Consider the following 22,324-nt stretch of genomic DNA (forward strand, 5'->3'; position numbering starts at 1 on the left):
TACAAAAATTTATCATACTTTTGCGCATCGAAAAATAGAGAGATAGAAATATGTACTGGACATTAGAATTAGCTTCATATTTGGAGGATGCACCATGGCCTGCTACTAAAGACGAATTAATTGATTTTGGTATCAGATCTGGAGCACCGTTAGAGGTTGTCGAAAACTTGCAAGAATTGGAAGATGACGGACAACCATATGAAAACATAGAAGAAATATGGCCGGATTATCCGTCTAAAGAAGATTTCTTCTTTAATGAAGACGAGTATTAATTGCAGGTGAGTTAAAATAGCTCACCTTCTTTTTTCCATATAGGCTTCTGCGAAAATGAGGTCTTCAGGAGTTGTGATTTTTATATTCATATAATCACCTTCAATTAGGTTTACTTGCCCACTATTGGCCTCAAATACTGATGCATCATCTGTAAATGTTGGCTGGTAATCAGCTTTAAAGGCTTCTTTAATCAGCTTAATATTAAAAGTTTGCGGAGTTTGCACAGCGACTAACTTATTACGGTCCAGATGTCTATTACCTTGCTCATCTCTTTCACGAACTGAGTCTTTCATTGGAACACATACAATTGCATTACCTAGCAGCTTACTCTGCTTTATAGACTCCTTTATTATATTCGGACTTATTAAGGGTCTTACGCCATCATGTATAGCTACTATGCCATCATCTATTTTGATTGTCTTTAATCCATTAGAGACACTGTGAAAGCGAGTTTCACCACCTTCAACAATTTCATGCTTTATAGTAAAGTCAAACTTTGTACAAAGTGACTTCCAATATGCTATTTGATCCTTGGGAAGTGTGAGAATAATATTGATTGATTGATCAGCATTATAAAAAGCAGTTAAAGTATGCATTAGAATAGGTAATCCTTTAAGCTCAAGAAATTGCTTTGGAATTTCACTTTGCATCCGGCTACCAGCACCTCCTGCCACTATAATGGCATATTGATTATTTACTTTTTCTTCCATAAATAAAAAAAGGGTCTGAAGACCCTTTTAATTATAAACTATACTGTTTGCTATTTTTTAACGATGAACTCAACCCTTCTATTAATTTCGCGTCCCATTACTTCATCATCATTACTTACTAAAGGTTTTTCTTCACCATAACCAACAGCCGTTAGTCTTCTCCTATCAATACCTTTTTTAGTTAAATAATTTACCACTTTGTTTGCTCTCAATTGTGATAACTCTTTATTGAAAGCATCATTACCGATGTTATCAGTATGGCCTGCAATTTCAACATTCACATTAGGATTTTGCTCCATAAAGGCCACCATCTTATTCAATTCATCATAGGAGCCATTGCTAAAGCTAGCTTTTCCGAAATCGAAGTAAATATTTCTGAGGACTTTGCTACTTCCAACTTCTGGTTTTTTAAGTGAAATAGACTCTCTTATAGTTTGTGGTTCAGGCTGAGATGCTGGAATAGTAATTCTCTTGTTAACAAAGATATAACCTGATTTTTGTACTGACAACATTAAGTCTGTTGGTTCATCTCTAACTATAACATATTTATAGATTCCGTTATCATTGTTCTCTGCTGGCACAGCTAAATTATCAGAAGCACGTTTTAAGTCTATATCTGCGTTTATTACCTCACCTGATTTAGCATCGGTAACTCTAACTAATAATGTAACTGGGGCATTGGTTTTTTCTACTTCGCCCTCTGCTTTATCAACCTCAACATTTTTTACATCCTTATTGCTTTTGGTTTCTTCAGTATCCACAGGATTCTCTTTCATAGCCACCTCACTTTTTTTAACTCCTCCACCAGCATTTGCTATGGTTACTCTATAAATATCATTATAGCCCATACCATCTTCTCTTACCGAAGCATAATATCCTGTTTTACCATCTTTAGACATTACAAAGTAGATATCATCATCAGGGGAATTAAGTGGATAACCTAAGTTTTCAGGAGTACTCCAAACGCCACCAGCACTATCATAAACTGACTTGTAAATATCAAAACCACCCATTCCATCATGTCCTGTAGAACTGAAATAAAGTGTTTTACCATCAAACTGTAGGAAACACCCATCCTCGTCTAATTCAGTATTAATGATATCACCTAAGTTCTTTGACGCGCCCCATTCACCTTTTCTATTCTTCTCCGAATAGTAAATATCAAAACCTCCATAGCCGCCAGGTCTATTACTTGCATAAAATAAAAGTGAGCCATCCGCAGATTGTGATACTGATTTTTCATTATAGCCACTCGAATTAATATTATCACTTAAGCTCTCAGGAATTGACCAAGTGTCTTCTGACAGTAAGTTTGTGTAATAAATATCACCGTTACCTTCATCGCTGTAGATATACAACGTTTTACCATCAGGGGAAAAGCCTAGGTTTGAATCATGATATTTTGTGTTTACTACATTACCAATATTTTCAGCAGGTTGCCACTCACCATTTAATTTTTTGGATATAAAGATATCCTCATAATGGAAGTTATCATCAAAAACGTTTTCGTTTAAGTTACCATCACTCCTTCTAGTAGTAAAAATCATGACTGTTTCATCAGCGTTAACAACTGGTCCATAATCCCATGATTCAGAATTTATTCTATTACCTAAATTTACAATTGAATAGCTTATTGGATTAGCCTTGTACTTTCTTCCATTTTCACACTCGTAAATACGTCTTTCTACTTCTGACAAAGGAGTTTTATCAGCGCCTTTATAGCCTGTATTTTCTTCTAACTTTTTTTGATACTGATTGTAATATCCTATCGCTGTTTCGAAATCATATCCGAACTGGTAACCTTGTCCAATAAGATATAAAAGGTTGAATTTGTAGTTTGGATCAATCTGATATGCCTTAAGTAAAAATTCGGTTGCTTTTGACTTTTCTGTTGTCTGTAAATAAGTAGAACCAGCCATAAAATTAGCTTCCACATTAGACGGATCAGTTTGTGAAGCCAATACATACATATCCCTTGCCTGAGTTAATACTTTAGTTTCAGCTAGGATCTCCTTTGCAGTATTAATATAAACTTCAGCAAGTTCTTCTGGACTTTCACCTTGTGCAAAAATAGATAAGTGCGCAAAGAATATTAGCGGAAAGACCAGTAACAGTCGATATATCAATTTCATACTATTTCTTAAATAGGTAAAAGTTAGTGAGTTAGCTCACTTCACTCAAATAATCACTTAAATTAAGTTACTTTTTTACGTATAACAAAAATTAGGTTAAAAACTTACGTAAAATATTAAAATAAATAAATCTGTTGCACTTTTCATATAAAGCAAAGAAAGTATCTTTGCAGCATGAAAGAGATTAAACAGGCTGAATTTATAATAAGTAATACAGACTACAAAAAATCACCTGAACCTAACTTACCGGAATACGCCTTTATAGGGCGCTCTAACGTAGGGAAATCTTCTCTCATCAATATGTTAGCTGGGAGAAAAAGCCTTGCAAAAACCTCAGGGAGACCCGGTAAAACACAGCTCATCAACCATTTCCTAATGGACAAAAGATGGTACCTGGTTGATTTACCCGGTTACGGCTACGCGAAGGTCAGTAAAAAAGCACAGGCTGAATGGGGTTCCATGATATCAGAATATCTCAAGAACAGAGAAAACCTTGTTTGTGTATTTGTATTGATTGATTCAAGGCTTGAACCTCAAAAAGCAGACCTTGAGTTTATCAACTTTGTTGGTGCCAATCAACTACCAATAGCATTTATCTTTACCAAAGCTGATAAACAATCTATCAATAAGACTCAGAAGGTAATTAGTGCCTATAAAAAAACCTTAAAGGCTAGCTGGGAAGAGTTCCCTCCCCATTTTATAAGTTCAGCTACATCTGGTGCAGGCAAAAATGAAGTATTGGGCTTTATAGAACAATTGAACGATGCTTTTGACAAGGCATAAAAAAACCTGAAGCACAGGCTTCAGGTTTAAAAATAATAATTAATAGAGCTCGCTAGTTTCCGCTAGTCATATCTCTCATCATTTATATCTTTATTCATCAAATATCTGATTTCAACATCACCGAGTACTCCGCCTGAAAGGTTTTGCACTAAATGAGCCTTTTGATAAGTCATGGTGATAATTTCTAGATTTATAGCACCTCCACCGGTAGTGTCTGCTACAGAAAGTGTTAACATATCATCAGAGGCAGACCAAGTGCCTACTGATAAGACACCATTACCATCCTCTAGAATGAAATTACCATCTTGTTCTAGTATAAACCTTTCAATAAGGTCTGAATTCTCAACCTGACCAGAAACATAAGTTTCAACCGTAAACCATTCCCCTTCTGCCATTCTTGCAGCAGTAGGATTTTCAGGTTCTGCACATGAGATAGCCATTACGGCTATCCCTAGTACAATTATATAATTAAAATACTTTCTCATTTTTCTTATTGTTTAATGATTCTGATGTTTTTAACTAAGTCTTTATGCTGAATCTGCATATTGTACATACCTGGTTGCAAGTCATTAATTGAAATACTCTCTCTTGACTCAAAACTAGTTTTGTCAAAATCTTGCGTTTTCATTAATTGACCTGTTAAGGTAGTAATCACAATTCTATGCTGCCCAGTATACTCACTAGCTATATTAACAGCTATTTCGTTTACAGCTGGGTTAGGATATGTGTTTACATCCATTTCAACTCCCGATCTATTAGCAAGTACTCTTCCTATATCAGCGGTAGATGAAGTCAATATACATCCTGATCCATATTCAACTTCTATGCTGTATTCTGCATTATCAGATATAGTGATCGAGCTACCTCCAACATTCTGAAGTAAAACACCATTTCTGTACCATCTAACTTCGTCAACATCTGAAGTCTCATAAGAAGCAACTAATTGAGCGCCTTGTAATTCTAAAACAATGTTTCTGATTCTAGCCTCTCTGTAGTTTTCAGAGTTAGCATATGTACACCCTGTACCATCCGCATATGATATCTCAAGATAGAAAGGAGTTAAATCCTCTTCTACTATACCTGAAGTAATCGTAGCATTTGTATTAGATGGAATAGTTACCGGATCACCAGAAGCTAAACCTGTATTACCATTCATCAATTGGAAAGTCATCGCAGAACCATTGTTGTTACGAACGTCAAAATCTATTGTTCCACTCCCACAAGTTTCTGAAATCTGGTTAAAAGTTGATGCAACTGGTTCAGCAACCTCAGTTATTGTAATTGCATTGGATTCTGGTGAATAACAACCAACAGCATTACCAACTTCAACAGTGTAAACACCACCTGAAACTACTTCTAATACATTTCCATTCACAAGGCCTTGAGTAGGATTTGAAATAGTGCCACCATTTCTTCTCCATCTGTAGTAATCAAAGCCAGTAGGTGCAGTTAATGTCACTGTTCCTTCACCTTCACAGAAAGTTAGGGCACCATCAGCCGTTAATGTAGGGCTAGCAGTAGGTTGTTCAACAACATTAACAGTGAATTCATTTGAGCTAATAGTACAATCAACATTTAAGTTGTTGAAACTCCAAACAAATGAATAAACACCTGATTCTTCGATAAAGAATTCTCTATCACCACTTTCTACAGTTGCGAAATCAGCACCATCCTTAACAACAGTAATATTACCATTATTAGTCCAAGAGTTACCATCATAGAACCTTACTGTGAAACCTTCGCAAACATCTATCTCTTCACTATTACCAATGAATTCATTAGTATTCAGATTTCTAACACCAAAATCAGGAAGATCATTTCTATCCACCTCAACAGGAGCCGAACTTGTAGAACCACAACCTCCACCGAAAGGTGCATTTGATACTCTTACAGTTACACTTCTGGTATCATCAACTTCAATGCTCCGAGTAGTTTCACCAGTACTCCATAAGTAATAGTCAAAATCTGCAGGTGCAGTAAGCACCACAGGGTCAGCTGTTGAACAATCAACCAGGTTACCACTTGTTACCGAAATTAATGGTTGATCAGGAGTTTCTACTACATCTACTTGAACCGATTCAGTTGTATAAATACAAGATGCAGTTGTTACTCTTGCAAAGTAGGCACCTGACTCAGTAACGTCAGTATCCTGAAGCGTTACTCCAGTTTCTACCGGATTATTTAAATTATCTCTAAACCATTCAACCAGGTCAGTTCCCCCGGTAGTAGTCGATCCATCAGCTACTAACCTTCTAACTTGAAGAATGCTAGCTCCTGAATTATTACAAACTGTTACTGACTCTCCAGCTTCAGATAATCTCCAATAGTTGTTCGCACCACCATTGTTGGAATAAAGCATATGCATCTGCTGAACTTCTACAACATCAGTAAAGCTAGAAGTAAGCGTATTACAAGTAGTACCCGATGATGTCATCGAGGTAATTCTCATTGCTAAAGGAGTTGTTTCAGTGACAACACCAATATTGATTTCTGTCTCACCTAGCTCAGGATCATACATTAATTCACCAAGAACATCTCCTGCTGCATTCAAGATTTCATACATGAAATAATCTTGTACATCATCTACGTTTACAATTACGTCTTCTGATTCACAAGCCAATGGCGTGTTAAAACTAAACTCAGCATCTGTCTCAATTGGAGCTGTTAATTCATACCTTAACTCATTAAATGTACCTGAAACTGTAAAATCATTATCAGTAGTGGCATCGTAAGCAGACAATCTGAATCTGAAAGACTCATTATCATCTCCTGCTAATAATACATCTGAAGGCATTTTGAATGTTATTTCACCAGTGCCTTCGATTAAATTGAATTCATAACCTTCGATATCTCCGATGTTTCCGAATTCATCTTTATGCTCAACAGTAACAACATTATCAGCACCGAATCTACCTCTGATTTCATAACCTACTGTTATATCACCATCTAAACAGCCTTCTGTTGCCGAAATGCTTGTAAGTTGAAGAGTTTGACGAACAACATCAATATCATCACCATAATAATCGAATGGAATAGTTTCGCCAAAGTTGATATCCATATTACTCAACTCGAAGTAACCTTTAGATTCTTCTTGTCTCCATCTGAATCTAACACCTTCAGCCTTCATTTCTTCAGTTAAGGCATAAGTGAACATATCACCATTAAGTGTCATATCCGCGTCCATTTCTGGATAAGAAGTCCACTCAGTATAAGTTGCACCTCCATCAATCGAATATTCAAATACAACAAATTGATCAGCTGTAAGAGATGCTGGTAATTGGTCAAAATCAACACTATAGCTTAAGTAAGTGGCTTCAGCTAATTCATCAGCAGTAAAATCTCTAGTAGTGATTAATCTTCTACCTGCCCCTTGACCTTCCATATTAACAACTTGATCGTCAGAAGATTGATAGAATCCTGGAGCACCAGAATACCATAGGTTGTTACCATTATTTGCGTCATAAAGCTGAACATTAGTTATTTGGAAATCACTACCATCAGCAATATCGTTTTGTAACCTCCATCTGAATGTGATTCTATTGTTATCAGCGTTACCGTTTCTCATACTGCTTGGTAAGAAAGAACCATAATTGTTCACGTTTCCAGAGAATGTTGCAAAATTAGTCCAGAGACCGCCATTTAAAGAGTATTCCATCACAACATTTTGAGAAGCTGCTCTATTAAAGTTCATACTGAACTTAATAGCAGCATTAGTATTATAATTCATATAACTCTCATAAACCTGATATGTCATATATTCTGGTAGTCCTGGTAAATCCGTTAGGAAGTTTTCCTGATCATCATCAAGATTGTTCAAATCACCATTCATTAACTCATCACCAACCTCACCCAATGGGCCGCCTTGGCTGAACATTACTTCAAAGTCAAGGTTTCCAGCTTCATCAGTTGGAAGTGGGAAAGTTATATCTCCTAATCCTTGCTGAGTTGCAACAATAATGTCTCCATCAAAAATTATGTTTGAATAGATATCAGCGTTATCAGCAAGATTTGTTTCATCGTTTTCTAAGGAAATAGCAAACTCCACATCTTGACCAGCATAAATTGTTGCGTTAGGATCTCCTAAATACTCCAACTGAGCCACTCTCAAGAATACATCTAAGTCACCAACATCATCGCCTGACTCTTCGTCACCAATGAAGTAATATTTCTCACCGTCAACATCTACGCTAGCGGCCAATCTCACTTCATAAGCTCCATTTACAACATAGAATGGAACTTCAGCATCAAATGCACTACCAAGTACATCAGTAGTTCCTAAAACGTATGGTAAACCTGTATCTGGATCAATCACATATCCACCATCCCAAAGATAGAAGTCAAATGTAGTTCCAGCAGGAAATGCATCAGCATCTGCCGCAGCGATACCATCAGCAAGATCCCAAGTATAAACAAATGATTCACCATTGAATACAGCATCATCTAAATCAGATTGAACCCAATTGTAATCTCCAAGATTTGGAGTATTCAAGTTGATATTAAATACAGGGTTATTGAAGTTTTCATAAACATAAGAAGCAATGTCATTTCCTCTATTTAACTCTAATTCAATACCATCAACATACCAATCATTTTCATCTACGCCTAAGTTTAATGGTTGATACCATCTAAAATGTGTAGCTGAAGTAATATATTCTGCAGGAATCTCAACTGAGTAGAAATCCGCTTCATATAAAAAGCCCTCGTCATACATTGACATTTCACCTGGCGCCAAGTCCTCCACATTAATTTCTTGGAATGTAGCTCCTCCATCAGTAGAAACTTGTAGCCTAGGGATTGTATTTTTATTTGCATTAGGTGCAAAATCACCATATGGACCGTTGTAGCTAAAGTTCAAGTATACTGACTGCGAACCTGAAAGATCAAACGCTCGTGTTAAGATTTCACGATCACCAGCTCTGTCCATGTCAAATGAATCGAAATTAGTAGGGATTCTATCTCCATCAATAACAAGGAAGTCTTCTTCATTATTAACAGTATAGGTTTCACCAATCATTAACGGATCTCCTGCAGTAGCAGGCATATAAGGAACAATCTCAAAATCATATTGATCAAGTGGATTGTCTTCATCTAAAGGAAGAACAACTGGCATAGTAGCTGATATAGTACCTGCTCCTTGAGTTGCACTTGTTCCAACTACATAGAACTCATTACCTTGAGTAACCACAGCCGCAAATTCAACACCTGGCGCAAAACCAACAGCATTATAATTTACCTCAACAGTTTCTCCGATAACAAAGTTGGTATCATCAAAAGCATTTACCGATAAAGTTGGTCTATTCAAGTTAAAGTTTGCAAATGCACCAGTTGATTCTAGGAAATCAGGTGCTTCAATAGATACATTGTTGATTTTGATAACATATTCATTCTCAACATAGGCTCCGTCTTCGTTATATATAACTCTAAATTGCGTGTTTGAAGACCAAATTGTATTAGGAATAACAGAAGTTAAATCTACAATATCGCCGTCAAATACCGTTTGTTCATCTAATTGAATCCAGTTCGTTCCATCTACACTACCCTCTAGTCTTACATCTACACTCGAAGGGAAAGTACCATTATTATCATGATCAATTTCAAATACAACATAAGCACCATATGGTAAATCGAAAGGAACTGTTGTAGCAGATCTAACACCTGACCCAGTAAAACTCTGAGGCTTACTTGGGAAATTATTAGAAGTTCCCTCTAAAGAAGCCCATAATCCATCAGGATACTCAGTATTTTCAAATTCATCAAAGTATACTGTCATATCAAAAGGACTATTACTATAAATACCACCATTACCTAATGTTAACTGCAATGAAGGATTTGTTGTATAATCAATTTCAATAGGTAAGTTAGCAGTTATAGAGCCAGCATTTACGTCATTTGAAGAACCGATTAAAACATAATCGCCAACGTTATCATCATACACATAAAGCATAATTTCAGCAGAAGCTCCAGGAGTTCCTAAAACTGAATAATCAACCGTGATACCTTCTCCCGGTGTACCATACTCTTCACCAGCAATAGATATAGGGTTTTCAAATGTAATATTATCAATGCTTAACTCATTGTTATAAATAGCTAAAGGCGCACTGAAGTAGTTTTCACCATTTGCAGTCTGTAAATATATTGTATAGTCTCCAGCTTCAATTGGTGGCACTGTAAAAGTAATTGAGCCAGTCGCAATATCAGCAATAGTACCAACAATAATATCAGCGTCAGTACCAGTAGCTCCTCTATCTAATACAGCATTAGCACCCGTACCAGAAGGGAATGCACCTTCATCAATTGTATAAGTGAAAGCATAATCTTCCATTGGATAAGCAAGACCATCACCACCTACATCAATTAAATCGATAGTGATTTGTGGTCTATCTATATTGATAAAAGTATTACCTAAATTGATAGTACCTCCAGCAATAATATTTGAAGCATTCTGTAAAGAAAGATCTCTTAGAATCCATGCATCTAAGTCAGCTCCATTATTGCTTAACTGTCTAAATCTGAACTGAGTTGAGCTTGAAACAACACCAGTTGGCCAAACATCAAAATCAACCTGAAGGAAACCATCACCCTCGAAAGGTAAATCATTCAGTGTTAAGGTTGTTAATTCTGTAAAATCAGTACCATTAGTAGTATATTCTACAATAATATCATTACCCGCAGGGCTAATTACATCGTTCTTTCTAGCTATATTAAATGTAACAACACCTTCTGTACTTGTGATATTAAAGGCAGGTGTAGTAACAGATCTGTCAGTAGCTTGATCAAAAACTAATCCATCGCCATTTTGAACTCCTCCCATTAGATCAAACCCATCAGGAAGACCAGCAGTGAAGTCTACAAATTCATTGATGCCAAAGCGAGCTGAAGTACCTTCGAAAGGATAAATTATTACTGGCCAGTTACCACCACCATCATTATAATTTATTTCTGTAGGAACAGTACCTGTTACTTTAATTTCTTTAGTAACATTGTCTTTAGTAAAAGTTTGACCTTCTAAAAGATATTGCTCATTTGTATTTGGATTTATTACAGCCGCAACAAAACTCTTAGGTCCCAAATCAACATTTTGAAGTTCAGCTAAAACATTAAGCTCATCACCAGGGAAATAATTGAACTCAGAAGCATCTGTTTCATCTTGAGTATCAACATAACCAATGAACGGAGTATTAATTGCTAAATCTGCATCAAAACCTAAACCTGGAGGATTAATCAAAGTGAATTCATCACCAATAGATATGTCAAAAGTGAAAACAGTCCATGCCTGACTTGTACCATAATCAACTGTTCCTTTTTGACGGATTCTAAAACTAGTATTAGCTGTTTTAGCGCCAGAAGGCAAATCAAAGGTGAAAGTATTGAAGGTAGAAAATTCTGTATCTGTATTTATATCCTCTAGAACTGTTCCAGCAGTAACAAAACCATCAGTTGAATAAAGAACCTCTATTGGATTGGTACCAGCATCAACATTACTTGCATTCATAAAAATGTCTAATCGTACTGGAGCAGTAGTACTCAAATCGTAAGCTGTAGTTGTCATCTGACGTAAACTAGCTCTATCGAAATCGAAGAAGAATCCTCCGTCATTGGTACCTACAGCCGTTATCTCAGAAGATTGCACTGCAAAATTATCCGTATTTTCCAAGAAAGTATCTCCTGAGAAACCTCCCAATCTTAACCTGAAAGTATTATCAGGAAGATCAAATACGATGTCCTCATCAGCACCCTGTGCTTGTGAAGTACCAAATACAGTTTCACCTGGGTTTATTCTATTATCGAAGTTAGCATCGTTCCACAGAATAAAAGTAGTTCCTGCATCAAAACCAGATGCATTATAGGTTACAGTTAGCTCTTCACCGCTATAATAAGGACCAGCGGGCACAGTGACCGTATTAAAAGTTTGCGCATTTCCCTTAAACGCAAAAAGCCCTACCACAAGGGTAAGCACCAGCGCCTTTAGGTAGCGTGTTTTAATTTGTAAGTTATTTTTCATTGCTATTTATTTAAATAATTAATGATTACAGTAATTTAAATCCGAAGCGGAATGAATTTGCTACGTTCACATTGGCAAAGTTTCCTTTGGTTTTATCCTGGTAAAGCTCGCCATCAACAAAAACTTCAGAATTCGTTCTATTGATCAACTCAAATCCAACTTCAACACCAAAATAAAATCTAGAACCAAAATGGTATTCAGCACCAGCCCCCAGACGTAAACCAATGTCAAAATATCCCTTAGTAATACTTTGGTTAGTCTGAGAAGGCACAGTAGTAGAACCTAACACTGTCGGACCTGTTGTTGACTTCCTACTCAAAATACGCTGACGTAACAGAATATCACCAGCAGCATAAGTCCTAAAAGCACCATCTGCTGTTAAATGATACTCAAAACCAGGAGCAAATCGATACTCACTGTCATGTATAACCACATCAGGAGTAGAAGTATTATTTTCCAGACTCATCCAGATTCCTAAGCGAGGAACCATGATATCTGATAAAAAATACCGCCCTCTAAATTCTGTAAAATTTAAGATACTGCCACCTGTATTAAATGGTGTACCAGTAAACTCAATCAATACATCACCCGAACCTGCTCCTCCTGAGCTACCCTCGCCTTCGTCCTGTGCGAAGATGGTAGTGGAGGCCAGCAGAAACGCAGTGAAAAACATTACTAGTCTCTTCATAGCCTTTTTTAGTTAAATTTTAAGTTGATTTATTGTATTATACTTTATTTGAATAGAACGAATTTAATACTAAAGAACCTAATTGCAATAATTGTTCGATAAAATCGTTGAGATTTTCGAAGAATTTTTTTTCGGTGAAATAAAACCTATTTTATAAAATACTGTATATCAAATACTTAAATGAGTATTTAATCATAATTATCAGATCATTAATATATTATCAACAACAGTACATAGAGTTTTATAAGAATAATACCATTTTTGTTAAAATACTTTTATGACTGAATGAACCAACATCAATCAACAGTAGTAGTGAGTCTTATGAAATAAAATGAATCTGCGAGCAAAGGAATAGGTATTAGCTTTACTTACTGACCAGCCTTATCAACCATATTGGTAGACCCAACATAAAATGGTACTCTTTGGTGTAGAGTTTCGGGCTGGATATTAAGAATGCGGTTTTTACCATCAGTGGCTTTGCCACCTGCCTGCTCACAAATAAGGGCAAGTGCATTGCATTCATAGTTTAGTCTTAGCTTACCATTTGGTGATTTATCTGTTGCAGGATATATATAGATTCCTCCTTTTAAAAGGTTTCTATGAAAGTCCGCTACTAAGGAACCAATGTAACGTGCCGTGAAATTCTTTTCTTTACAAGCTTCAATATATTCTTTAACATGTGGTTCAAAACTTTTGTAGCTACCTTCATTGATTGAGAAGATCTTACCATCCTTTGGAATTTGAATACTGGGATGAGATAAAAAGAACTCCCCTAATGAAGGATCATAAGTAAATCCATTCACACCACGACCTGTCGTATAAACCATCATGGTAGAAGACCCATATAATAAATAACCTGCCGCTACTTGTTCTGATCCTTTTTGCAGAACATCTTCTTCAGTAATCGGGCCTCCCACAGGAGAAACTCTTCTAAAAATAGAAAAGATGGTACCTATAGAAACATTTACATCAATATTTGATGAACCATCCAAAGGATCCATAGCCACAATATATCGGCCATCAGGATTTTTGACATCTAAGATTTCTTCGTCTTCTTCGGAAACGATTGCACAAACCTCACCGCCATTCTTAAGCGCGCGAATAAAACGGATATTGGCAATTACATCAAGCTTTTGCTGCTCTTCACCCTGTACATTTTCAGCACCGTATGCCCCTCCTATATTAAGTAATCCTGCTCTGTTTACTTCCCGATGGATAATCTTTCCTGCTAGAGCTATATCTCTTAAAAGTTGAGAGAGCTCACCGGTAGCAAAGGCAAAATCATTTTGCTTTTTCTTGATAAAGCGATCTAAGGTAGTTCCGACAGGAGTGGCTAAAGATTGGTTCATGGGAGATTTATTGATATTGGCGCTAAATTATAAAAATTGCTATTTAATTTGCCGCTTGATTAAAGAAAAGAACAAAATATGCAGGTTTTTAAATTTGGTGGAGCTTCTATAAAAGACGCAGCAGCCATAAAAAACATGACCAATATATTAACACATTACAAAGGTCAAAAGCTTGTTGTAGTAGTTTCGGCCATGGGAAAAACTACCAATAAGTTAGAAGCAATTCTTAAAAATTTTCTGCAGTCTGACGACCGGTATAAAGACTTAATTGAAAGCCTCTATATAGAGCATAAACTTATTGCGGATGCATTATTTCAGCATCCTCAAGCCATAACTGATAATATAGCTGAACTCTTTGATGACTTGAAAAGTACTTTGTTAAATATTGAAAAGGACGATATAAATAAATTATATGATCAGATTATTTCCTATGGTGAACGCCTTTCATCCACTATCATTAGTCAGCACTTACTAAATTCATCTTTACCCACGGTCCGGCTTAATGCTTTTGATGTAATAAAAACTGATGATACCTATAGAGAAGGTGTGGTTAATTGGAGTACTTCGCAAGAACTTATAGTGCAGAAAGTTGAAGAATATCATAAATCAGCAGATATTATTTTGACTCAAGGATTTATTGGAAGCAACTCATCGGGAAATATCACAACCTTAGGTAGAGAGGGGTCGGATTTTACTGCTGCTATTTATGCCTATTGCCTTAATGCTAAATCAGTAACTATCTGGAAAGATGTTCCGGGAATCCTAAATGCTGATCCTAAGAAAATTCCGGGCGCTACACTATATCATGAACTCTCTTACCAAGAGGCCGCAGAAATGACCTATTATGGAGCTTCCGTAATTCACCCAAAAACAATAAAACCTCTAGCTAACAAGAGCATACCTTTGAATGTGCGCTCTTTCACAAACCCTGAAGCTAAAGGCACAGTAATACATGATTGTGACATTGCCCATATTGAGCCTTGCATTATCATGAAAGAAAATCAGTGCCTGATTACTTTTAGAGTAACAGATTTCACCTTTATAAGCGAAGGAAACATTTCTAAGATTTTTGCAGCATTATCATCCCATCATATCAAAATAAATATGATGCAAAATTCAGCTATTTCTTTTTCCATCTGTGTAAATGATGACGACTATAAACTAACCCCTTTTATAAAATCACTAAAATCAGATTTTGACATTCTGTATAATAATAAGCTATCCTTAATCACCATCAAAAATTATCAGGAAGGGCTTATTGGCTCTTTAAAAGGAGAGCGGAAAGTTTACTTAGAACAAAGAACAAGAAAAAACTACCAGATGGTGTTGGGGATGTGAGATTTACGAATTTAGAATTATGATTGAAGAAAATACGGTTCTAGCTTCTGGAAAGAAAAACAGTACAATCTTTCTTGTTTATTGCTAATTGAGAATACTTACCCTAAATTCGGGGTTCCAAAATAAAAACCAACATGGAATTAAAAGATATTGCATCAGTAAGCGGAAAAGGCGGATTATTTAAAGTTGTGAAGCCTTCAAGAACAGGGGTTATCCTTGAATCAATGGATAAGCACAAAAAGAAAATTGTTGCTCATGCCCATGACAGAGTTTCAATATTAGATGAGATATCTATTTACACAACGGATGCTGATGGCAGTGTAGCACTTCAGGGAGTTTTGCAAACTATAAAAAAAGAGTTTGGAGATGACCCTGGCATAGACAATAAGTCTTCCAAAGAGGAAATAATGGCATTTTTAAAACACATTCTTCCTAACTATGACGAAAATCAGGTTTACCCTTCGGATGTTAAAAAGCTGGTTACCTGGTATGAAATCATCTTAAAAGAAGCTCCTGAAATTTTAGAGGACAAGAAGGAGAAAAAGAATACTAAAAAGAAAGCTGATAAAGCTGAAGATAAGAAGGACGAAGAATAAATAGTAAAAAGCACAAAGTATTGAGTTGATCATATTATAAGATTCTTAATACTTTGTGTCTTCTACTAAGAATATTTTCAATCAAATAACTCTCAGTACCAATCCTTTCAAATACTCCCCTTCGGGATGGTAAATACTAATCGGGTGATCTTCCGGCTGATGTAATTGTTGAATAATCTGTACTTTTCTACCAGCTCTTGCCGCAGCTGAAAAAACTGCAGTACGGAAATGCTCTTGAGTAACCACCTGAGAACAGCTGAAAGTAAAAAGCACCCCGCCTGACTTCATGTTCCTTATAGCCTTCTCATTAATAGTTCTGTATCCCTTAATACCATTAGCTAGTACCCTTCTGTGTTTGGCAAAGGCAGGAGGATCTAACACAATAACATCATATTGCTCAGGCATCTCATTTAAGAAGCTAAAGACATCTGCTGTGAAAGATTTATGATTTGAATGATCTTTAAAATTAAGTTTGATATTTTCATCTGTTAAATCAATGGCCAATTGAGAACTATCAACACTGTGTACTAGCTCAGCACCGGCTTGCATGGCAAAAACCGAGAAGCCTCCACTGTAACAAAAAGTGTTAAGCACCTTTTTCCCTTTACAGTATTTTTCAAGTAGTTTTCTGTTTTCGCGCTGGTCCACAAAGAAACCTGTCTTCTGACCTGTTACTACATTGATGTTAAACTTGCAACCATATTCTAATACTTCCCATTCTTCTTTTTCCTCGCCATACAGAAAAGCATCAGAGGTGCTTAACTCAGCCTTATAAGGAAGCGTGTGAGCGCTTTTATCATATACAGCCTTCAACTCAAAACCTAATACTTCCTTAATAATATCAAGAAATACATCTTTAATGAGGTACATCCCGACTGTGTGCGCTTGAAAAACCACGCAACCCGCGTAATAATCTACTATCAACCCAGGGAAACCGTCTCCTTCTCCATGAATGAGTCTGAATACATTAGTTTCAGGATTACCCCACAAACCGGCTGTTCTTCTTAACTCGATAGCCTCCTCAAGTTTGGCTTGCCAAAAAGCTTTGTCTAGTTGCTCATTTTGAAATGTGAGCATGCGTACAGCAATAGAACCAATTTGATAGTAACCTATCCCAATGAAACTACCATCAACTTTTCTTACTTCAACGATTGAACCTTCTTCAATATCTTCAGGCAAGCTTTTAATGGCACCCGAAAAAATCCACGGATGGAAGCGTTCTAGAGATTTTTCCTTTCCTTTTTTTAGTACAATAGTTGGGTAGCTCATATTCAGGGTTGGTAATTTCTTAGGCTTTCACCAAAGAGTTTAGGAATAACATCATATTCATTTAGTGTGGCACAAAACTCAATATCTTTAGTAACATTCATTTTGGCCAACCTTTTAGCGTGAGCTGAATTTTGCAAGGCTCCTTTCAAATCTCCTTTAAGTTTTTGCCACATGGCTTCTGCGGCAATCGGCACATCACCTAAGTATTCAAAATTATCTTTCAATAATTCACACAATGCTCCGGCAAATAGGGTATCCTCTAAATTAAACTTCCCTTTCCACCCAGCACAGACTATTACAATGTCTTGATTTTTGCCTGATAAGTATTTAGCTAATACATCAATATTTAGAAAAGCTCCAATAAGAATTTCATCAGCCATTAAGCTTTTATGGATGGCCAAAGTGCCATTGGTTGTTGTAACCGCCACCTTCTCACCTTTCAACTCATCATTCATGTATTCAAAAGGGGAATTACCCATATCAAAACCTTCGGCCTTTTCACCGTTGCGCTCAGCCGCTGTGAAATAGCCTAAACCTTTAAGCGCCACACACTCTTCTAAAGTTGAAACAGGCATTATTTCCTTCACACCTTGAGCAATACCCGTCACCATGCAGGAGGTAGCTCTTAAAATATCAACAACTACTACAATCTTATCCTCCAATTCATATTGGTGAATAAGCTCAGGTGTGAGGCATATATCTATGGATTGTCTCATAAACAATTACTTCTTCAAATCAACTAAAGGAAGCTTCTTCACTTGTGCTTTCACTTTGTTTTTTCGAACACCAATAAATATTTCCGTTTCAGGCTTGGCATGATCGATGTTTACGTAACCCATTCCAATTCCATGGCCTAACATTGGAGATTGAGTACCGCTGGTAACTATTCCGATGGGATTATCATCAACATCAAATATTTCATAGCCTTGACGAGGAATGCCCCTGTCAATCATATGGAAACCTACAAGCTTTCTCTTTACTCCAGCTTCTTTAGCCGCAAGCAGATTTTCGCTGTTTACAAACGGTTTAGTAAACTTAGTTACCCAACCCAGGCCTGCTTCTAATGGAGATGTGGTATCGTCAATATCATTACCGTATAGGCAGAATCCCATTTCCATCCGTAAAGTATCGCGAGCTCCTAAACCTATTGGCTGAATGCCAAACTCCTCACCTGCTTCCATGATCTTATCCCAAATCATTTCGGCATGCTCGTTATGTAAATAAATTTCAAAACCTCCAGAGCCGGTGTAGCCGGTAGCTGATAAGATTACATGCTCGGCTCCTGCAAAATCGCCCACTTTAAAAGTGTAGAATTTAATTTCTGATAAGTCAACTGAAGTTAATTTCTGAAGGGTTTCTGTAGCTTTTGGGCCTTGAACGGCAAAAAGAGAAAAGTTATCAGAAATATTTTTCATCTCGGCACCTATGCCTTCATTCTGAAGTTTAATCCACTCCCAGTCCTTTTCAATATTGCTGGCATTTACCACCAAAAGATACTCATTCTCTCGAATGCAGTAAATCAATAAATCATCAACTATTCCGCCTGTATCATTTGGCAGGTAAGCGTATTGCGCTTTACCTTCAACCAATTTAGTAGCATCATTGCTACTCACTTTCTGAACTAAATCTAAAGCTTTAGGGCCGGTCACTAGAAACTCACCCATATGTGACACATCAAAAATGCCCACCTTCTCACGAACAGTTTTGTGTTCTTCGAGTAGTCCTGCATAAGAAACAGGCATATTATAACCTGCAAAAGGCACCATTTTAGCACCTAAACTAATGTGTTTATCATTAAGAGCGATTTTCTTCAATTCCATATCTTTTCAGTTTTTTAAAGCACTGCAAAAGTAAGGATTTAGGCTAAGAAAGAAAGTTGACAAATAGGATATTATAAGAATAACTCATTGATAATTCGCAATTGATAATTGATCATTTCAATTGCTAATTACCCATATTATCCCTTATTTCGTTGCAAATTTTTGATTCAATGAGCAATTATATAATAAGTGGTATTCAGCAAATAGGTATTGGCGTTTCAGATGTTCAAGCTGCCTTTAAATGGTACAGACAAAATTTCGGGATGAGTGTTCCTGTTTTTGAAGAAGCTGCTGAGGCTGCACTTATGTTGCCTTATACTGGTGGCGAGCCAAGAAGCCGACATGCTATTTTAGCCATCAACATGCAAGGTGGTGGTGGATTTGAAATCTGGCAATATACTTCCAGAACGCCTGAAGCACCAAAATTTACTCCTCAGCTAGGTGACCTAGGAATCAACATTGCTAAAATGAAATCAAAAGATGTTGAAGCAACTTATGAATTGTTCAACAAAAGAGGACTCAATATTCTTAGTGAGCTCTCTAAAGATCCTGATGGCAATCCTACCTTTTTTGTAAAAGACCCCTGGGACAATATTTTCCAGATAGTACCTAGTGACTCATGGTTTCAGAAAAGAAAAACTGCATTGCCTGGTGGACCTAATGGCGCAATCATCGGTGTTACAGACTTCGAGAAAGCCAAATCACTTTACAGTGATATACTTGGTTATGATACTGTGGTTTATGAAAAAGAGGGAACCTTTGATGATCTGAAGGGCATTCCTGGAGGCGACAAAAAAGTAAAAAGAACCTTACTGCGCCATAGTAAACCCAGAGCTGGTGCTTTTAGCCCATTACTTGGAGCAAGTGAAGTTGAATTAGTAATAGCACTTGAGCGCAAACCTAAGAAGATATTTGAAAACAGATTCTGGGGTGATTTAGGCTATATCCACCTGTGCTACGACATTAATGGCATGGCAGATTTAAAAGAGACTTGTGAATCAAAAGGATTTCCTTTCACCGTAGACAGTGCCAATAGTTTTGATATGGGAGAAGCCGCAGGACATTTCACTTATGTTGAAGATCCTGATGCTGCACTTATTGAATTTGTAGAAACTCACAAAGTACCTATCATGAAAAAAATTAGCTGGTACCTAAACCTACAAAAACGAGATCCTAAAAAGCCATTGCCAAGATTCATGTTGAAAGCTATGGGATTAAGTGAAGTTAAAGACTAGGTTTCAATTATGAATTGTCAATGAAACAGAAACTAAATAACAGAATAAGCCTCATCGCTCTTATCATTTATGGAATAGCAACGAGTACTCGGATAATTTTAATGCAAGCTGATATCAGAGATAATTTTGATTATTTTCTACTTGGAAGTGGTATTGTAATTAGCCTCGTTTCCTTCTATAAATTGATTAAAAAGTAGTGGTATAGACATTCATAATTGGTAATTGATAATTCACAATTATTAACTACTCATTATCAACAGTTTCACCTTGTAGCTGCTTTTGATAAAGCTCTTTGTAAGTACCATTTAGTGCTAATAGTTCTTCTTCAGTTCCCTGCTCAATAATTTCACCATCATCAAGTACTATGATGTAGTCTGCAAGTTTAGCTGAACTCACTCTGTGTGAAATCACAATACTGGTTCTATTCACCATTATTTTTTGAAGAGCATTTAAGATCGCATTCTCTGTTTTGGTATCTACTGCGGAAAGTGCATCATCAAAAATCATGATTTTAGGATCACGAGCAATAGCTCTGGCAATTGAAACTCGCTGTTTCTGACCTCCGGAAAGCGTAATACCCCTTTCTCCCAGCATGGTTTCATATTTCTTAGGGAAATCAAGAATATTATTGTGCAAATCGGCATCTTTTGAAGCTTGTAACATTTGCTCTTCTGTTAAACCAGTGGCCCCAAAAGCAATATTATTTCTGATCGAATCAGAAAATAAAAACACATCTTGTGGCACATAACCAATTTGCCCTCTCAGGTTACTCACCTTATAATCCTGAATGGCAACATCATCAATAAAGATTTCACCTGAAGTAGTATCATACATGCGTGTTATCAAATTGGCAATGGTAGATTTACCAGAACCAGTAGTTCCTATAACAGCCAGTGTTTCACCTTGCTTAACTGTGAAATTCACACCTTTTAAGGCTTTAATTCCTGAGTCAGGATACACAAAACTCACATTCTTAAACCCAATATTGCCATCAATATCTTTTTCAAGGTTCTTCTCTGAAACGATATCTGTTTTAGTGTTTAAGAATTCATTAATCCTTTTTTGCGAAGCCGCAGCCCTTTGAATAATACTCGTTACCCAACCTACAGAAGTTACCGGCCATGTTAATAAATTCACATAAATGATAAACTCAGCGATATTACCCGCTGTAATGCCACCATTCATTACTTCAACACCACCTACATAAACTACGAGGATTACACTTAAACCTACCATTCCCATGATCAATGGAAAAAATAAGGCATTCACAAAAGTGAGCCTAAGTGATCTATGCTTATAATTATTACTCTCTTTAGTGAAATTTCTTAGTGAGTCGTCCTCCCTAACAAATGACTTAAGTACCCTAATTCCTGAAAAAGCCTCTTGCACCATAGTTGAAAGTTGTGACTGACTTTGTTGAATTTCTTCAGAACGCTTATTCATCAAATTATTAACAAAATAGATGCTTACCGATAGAAATGGTAGCGGAATTAAAGAGTACCAAGTTAATGTGGCATTCACATTAAACATAATAGGAATTACAATCAGAAATAAAGTGATCAGGTTAGCTGAATACATAATGGCCGGACCTACATACATCCTTACCTTACTAACATCTTCGGAGATTCTGTTCATGATATCTCCTGTATTATTTCTTCTGTAGAAACTTAAAGGCAAGTTCTGATAGTGGTTGTATATCTCATTTTTAAGATCATACTCTACCAAGCGTGACATCACTATTATTGTCTGCCTAACGAGAAATAGAAACAATCCTCTTCCTAAAGCTAAAAGTATGATGAGACCACCATATAATAAGATAGCCGTTCCGAAAGTATCATTATAAATAGCTTGTAAATCAAAGCTATCGAAAAGGCGATACATCTCTATATTCTCTTTCACCAGATTAAAAGCATAGCGCACTACTTGCGCTGGAAAGACGGCAAAAAAGTTGGAGATGATCATAAACAGCACGCCTAAAGAGAGGTGCCATTTATATTTGAGAAGATATTTATTAAGATACTTTAATTCTTTCACAGCAATTACAACGGTTAGCGGTGTCTATAGTTTGACTATTTAATCACTCAGCACGCAAAGAAAATAATTTTAATCTGATTAAAAGATGAATACCT

General features: G+C 36.5%; 15 protein-coding genes. 5 read left to right on the plus strand and 10 right to left on the minus strand.

Annotated features, from left to right (window positions below; genetic code table 11):
• Positions 1-50 precede the first annotated feature (50 nt).
• Positions 51-272 carry a DUF2795 domain-containing protein gene (locus JKP34_RS16055; protein ID WP_013454973.1) on the plus strand — a complete coding sequence of 74 codons (222 nt, stop codon included), beginning with the start codon at positions 51-53 and terminating at the stop codon, positions 270-272.
• Between the two features lie 21 nt (positions 273-293).
• Here JKP34_RS16055 and JKP34_RS16060 read toward each other — a convergent pair whose 3' ends face one another.
• Positions 294-983, minus strand: coding sequence for a 2-C-methyl-D-erythritol 4-phosphate cytidylyltransferase (locus JKP34_RS16060; protein WP_201923699.1), 690 nt, complete (start codon positions 981-983; stop codon positions 294-296).
• Positions 984-1,033: 50 nt separating this feature from the next.
• Positions 1,034-3,115 carry an OmpA family protein gene (locus JKP34_RS16065; protein WP_201923701.1) on the minus strand — a complete coding sequence of 694 codons (2,082 nt, stop codon included), beginning with the start codon at positions 3,113-3,115 and terminating at the stop codon, positions 1,034-1,036.
• 174 nt (positions 3,116-3,289) lie between these two features.
• Here JKP34_RS16065 and yihA point away from each other — a divergent pair, with 174 nt between their 5' ends.
• The gene (yihA, locus tag JKP34_RS16070; RefSeq protein WP_201923703.1) at positions 3,290-3,898 is read left to right on the plus strand and encodes a ribosome biogenesis GTP-binding protein YihA/YsxC; all 609 of its coding nucleotides are present in this window, start codon (positions 3,290-3,292) and stop codon (positions 3,896-3,898) included.
• Between the two features lie 62 nt (positions 3,899-3,960).
• Here the strand turns inward: yihA and JKP34_RS16075 are convergent, their stop codons facing one another.
• The 4 genes from JKP34_RS16075 to fbp all read right to left on the minus strand — a co-directional run bounded on the left by JKP34_RS16075 (position 3,961) and on the right by fbp (position 13,937).
• Positions 3,961-4,383: a hypothetical protein gene (locus JKP34_RS16075; RefSeq protein ID WP_201923705.1), complete on the minus strand. Its 423-nt coding sequence runs from the start codon at positions 4,381-4,383 to the stop codon at positions 3,961-3,963.
• A 5-nt stretch (positions 4,384-4,388) separates the two neighbouring features.
• The gene (locus tag JKP34_RS16080; RefSeq protein ID WP_201923707.1) at positions 4,389-11,900 is read right to left on the minus strand and encodes a T9SS type A sorting domain-containing protein; all 7,512 of its coding nucleotides are present in this window, start codon (positions 11,898-11,900) and stop codon (positions 4,389-4,391) included.
• A gap of 25 nt (positions 11,901-11,925) precedes the next feature.
• On the minus strand, positions 11,926-12,588 hold the full coding sequence (locus JKP34_RS16085) for a hypothetical protein (protein ID WP_201923709.1): 663 nt from the start codon (positions 12,586-12,588) through the stop codon (positions 11,926-11,928).
• A 368-nt stretch (positions 12,589-12,956) separates the two neighbouring features.
• Entirely contained in the window at positions 12,957-13,937 is a 981-nt protein-coding gene (gene fbp, locus JKP34_RS16090) for a class 1 fructose-bisphosphatase (protein ID WP_201923711.1), read from the minus strand.
• 78 nt (positions 13,938-14,015) lie between these two features.
• On the opposite strand from fbp, the gene JKP34_RS16095 reads away from it, so the two are divergent.
• Both JKP34_RS16095 and JKP34_RS16100 read left to right on the plus strand, forming a co-directional pair.
• Complete coding sequence (locus JKP34_RS16095; RefSeq protein ID WP_201923713.1) at positions 14,016-15,275, plus strand: aspartate kinase; 1,260 nt, start codon at positions 14,016-14,018, stop codon at positions 15,273-15,275.
• A 134-nt stretch (positions 15,276-15,409) separates the two neighbouring features.
• Positions 15,410-15,871 carry a DUF5606 family protein gene (locus JKP34_RS16100; protein WP_201923715.1) on the plus strand — a complete coding sequence of 154 codons (462 nt, stop codon included), beginning with the start codon at positions 15,410-15,412 and terminating at the stop codon, positions 15,869-15,871.
• 81 nt (positions 15,872-15,952) lie between these two features.
• On the opposite strand, the gene JKP34_RS16105 is transcribed toward JKP34_RS16100, so the two are convergent.
• Genes JKP34_RS16105 through gcvT form a run of 3 tightly spaced genes read right to left on the minus strand, consistent with a single transcriptional unit; the run spans position 15,953 to position 18,960 of the window.
• Positions 15,953-17,140, minus strand: coding sequence for a class I SAM-dependent rRNA methyltransferase (locus JKP34_RS16105; protein ID WP_201923717.1), 1,188 nt, complete (start codon positions 17,138-17,140; stop codon positions 15,953-15,955).
• Positions 17,141-17,142: 2 nt separating this feature from the next.
• Positions 17,143-17,856 carry a 2-phosphosulfolactate phosphatase gene (locus tag JKP34_RS16110; RefSeq protein ID WP_201923718.1) on the minus strand — a complete coding sequence of 238 codons (714 nt, stop codon included), beginning with the start codon at positions 17,854-17,856 and terminating at the stop codon, positions 17,143-17,145.
• Positions 17,857-17,862: 6 nt separating this feature from the next.
• Positions 17,863-18,960 (minus strand): glycine cleavage system aminomethyltransferase GcvT, encoded by a 1,098-nt coding sequence (gcvT, locus tag JKP34_RS16115; protein ID WP_201923720.1) that lies wholly within the window; start codon positions 18,958-18,960, stop codon positions 17,863-17,865.
• A 170-nt stretch (positions 18,961-19,130) separates the two neighbouring features.
• Here gcvT and JKP34_RS16120 point away from each other — a divergent pair, with 170 nt between their 5' ends.
• Positions 19,131-20,195: a VOC family protein gene (locus JKP34_RS16120; protein ID WP_201923722.1), complete on the plus strand. Its 1,065-nt coding sequence runs from the start codon at positions 19,131-19,133 to the stop codon at positions 20,193-20,195.
• 243 nt (positions 20,196-20,438) lie between these two features.
• Here the strand turns inward: JKP34_RS16120 and JKP34_RS16125 are convergent, their stop codons facing one another.
• Positions 20,439-22,229, minus strand: a complete 1,791-nt coding sequence (locus JKP34_RS16125; RefSeq protein ID WP_201923724.1) for an ABC transporter ATP-binding protein — start codon at positions 22,227-22,229, stop codon at positions 20,439-20,441.
• Positions 22,230-22,324 lie beyond the last annotated feature (95 nt).

The sequence above is a fragment of the Marivirga atlantica genome (genome assembly GCF_016734805.1).
Classification (GTDB): Bacteria; Bacteroidota; Bacteroidia; order Cytophagales; family Cyclobacteriaceae; genus Marivirga; species Marivirga atlantica.

What these genes read in the sequence shown, in the direction of transcription:
- JKP34_RS16055 (WP_013454973.1), top strand. Translation starts at nt 51, where the DNA reads ATGTACTGGACATTAGAATTAGCTTCATATTTGGAGGATGCACCATGG.
- JKP34_RS16060 (WP_201923699.1), bottom strand. Translation starts at nt 983, where the DNA reads ATGGAAGAAAAAGTAAATAATCAATATGCCATTATAGTGGCAGGAGGT.
- JKP34_RS16065 (WP_201923701.1), bottom strand. Translation starts at nt 3,115, where the DNA reads ATGAAATTGATATATCGACTGTTACTGGTCTTTCCGCTAATATTCTTT.
- yihA (WP_201923703.1), top strand. Translation starts at nt 3,290, where the DNA reads ATGAAAGAGATTAAACAGGCTGAATTTATAATAAGTAATACAGACTAC.
- JKP34_RS16075 (WP_201923705.1), bottom strand. Translation starts at nt 4,383, where the DNA reads ATGAGAAAGTATTTTAATTATATAATTGTACTAGGGATAGCCGTAATG.
- JKP34_RS16080 (WP_201923707.1), bottom strand. Translation starts at nt 11,900, where the DNA reads ATGAAAAATAACTTACAAATTAAAACACGCTACCTAAAGGCGCTGGTG.
- JKP34_RS16085 (WP_201923709.1), bottom strand. Translation starts at nt 12,588, where the DNA reads ATGAAGAGACTAGTAATGTTTTTCACTGCGTTTCTGCTGGCCTCCACT.
- fbp (WP_201923711.1), bottom strand. Translation starts at nt 13,937, where the DNA reads ATGAACCAATCTTTAGCCACTCCTGTCGGAACTACCTTAGATCGCTTT.
- JKP34_RS16095 (WP_201923713.1), top strand. Translation starts at nt 14,016, where the DNA reads ATGCAGGTTTTTAAATTTGGTGGAGCTTCTATAAAAGACGCAGCAGCC.
- JKP34_RS16100 (WP_201923715.1), top strand. Translation starts at nt 15,410, where the DNA reads ATGGAATTAAAAGATATTGCATCAGTAAGCGGAAAAGGCGGATTATTT.
- JKP34_RS16105 (WP_201923717.1), bottom strand. Translation starts at nt 17,140, where the DNA reads ATGAGCTACCCAACTATTGTACTAAAAAAAGGAAAGGAAAAATCTCTA.
- JKP34_RS16110 (WP_201923718.1), bottom strand. Translation starts at nt 17,856, where the DNA reads ATGAGACAATCCATAGATATATGCCTCACACCTGAGCTTATTCACCAA.
- gcvT (WP_201923720.1), bottom strand. Translation starts at nt 18,960, where the DNA reads ATGGAATTGAAGAAAATCGCTCTTAATGATAAACACATTAGTTTAGGT.
- JKP34_RS16120 (WP_201923722.1), top strand. Translation starts at nt 19,131, where the DNA reads ATGAGCAATTATATAATAAGTGGTATTCAGCAAATAGGTATTGGCGTT.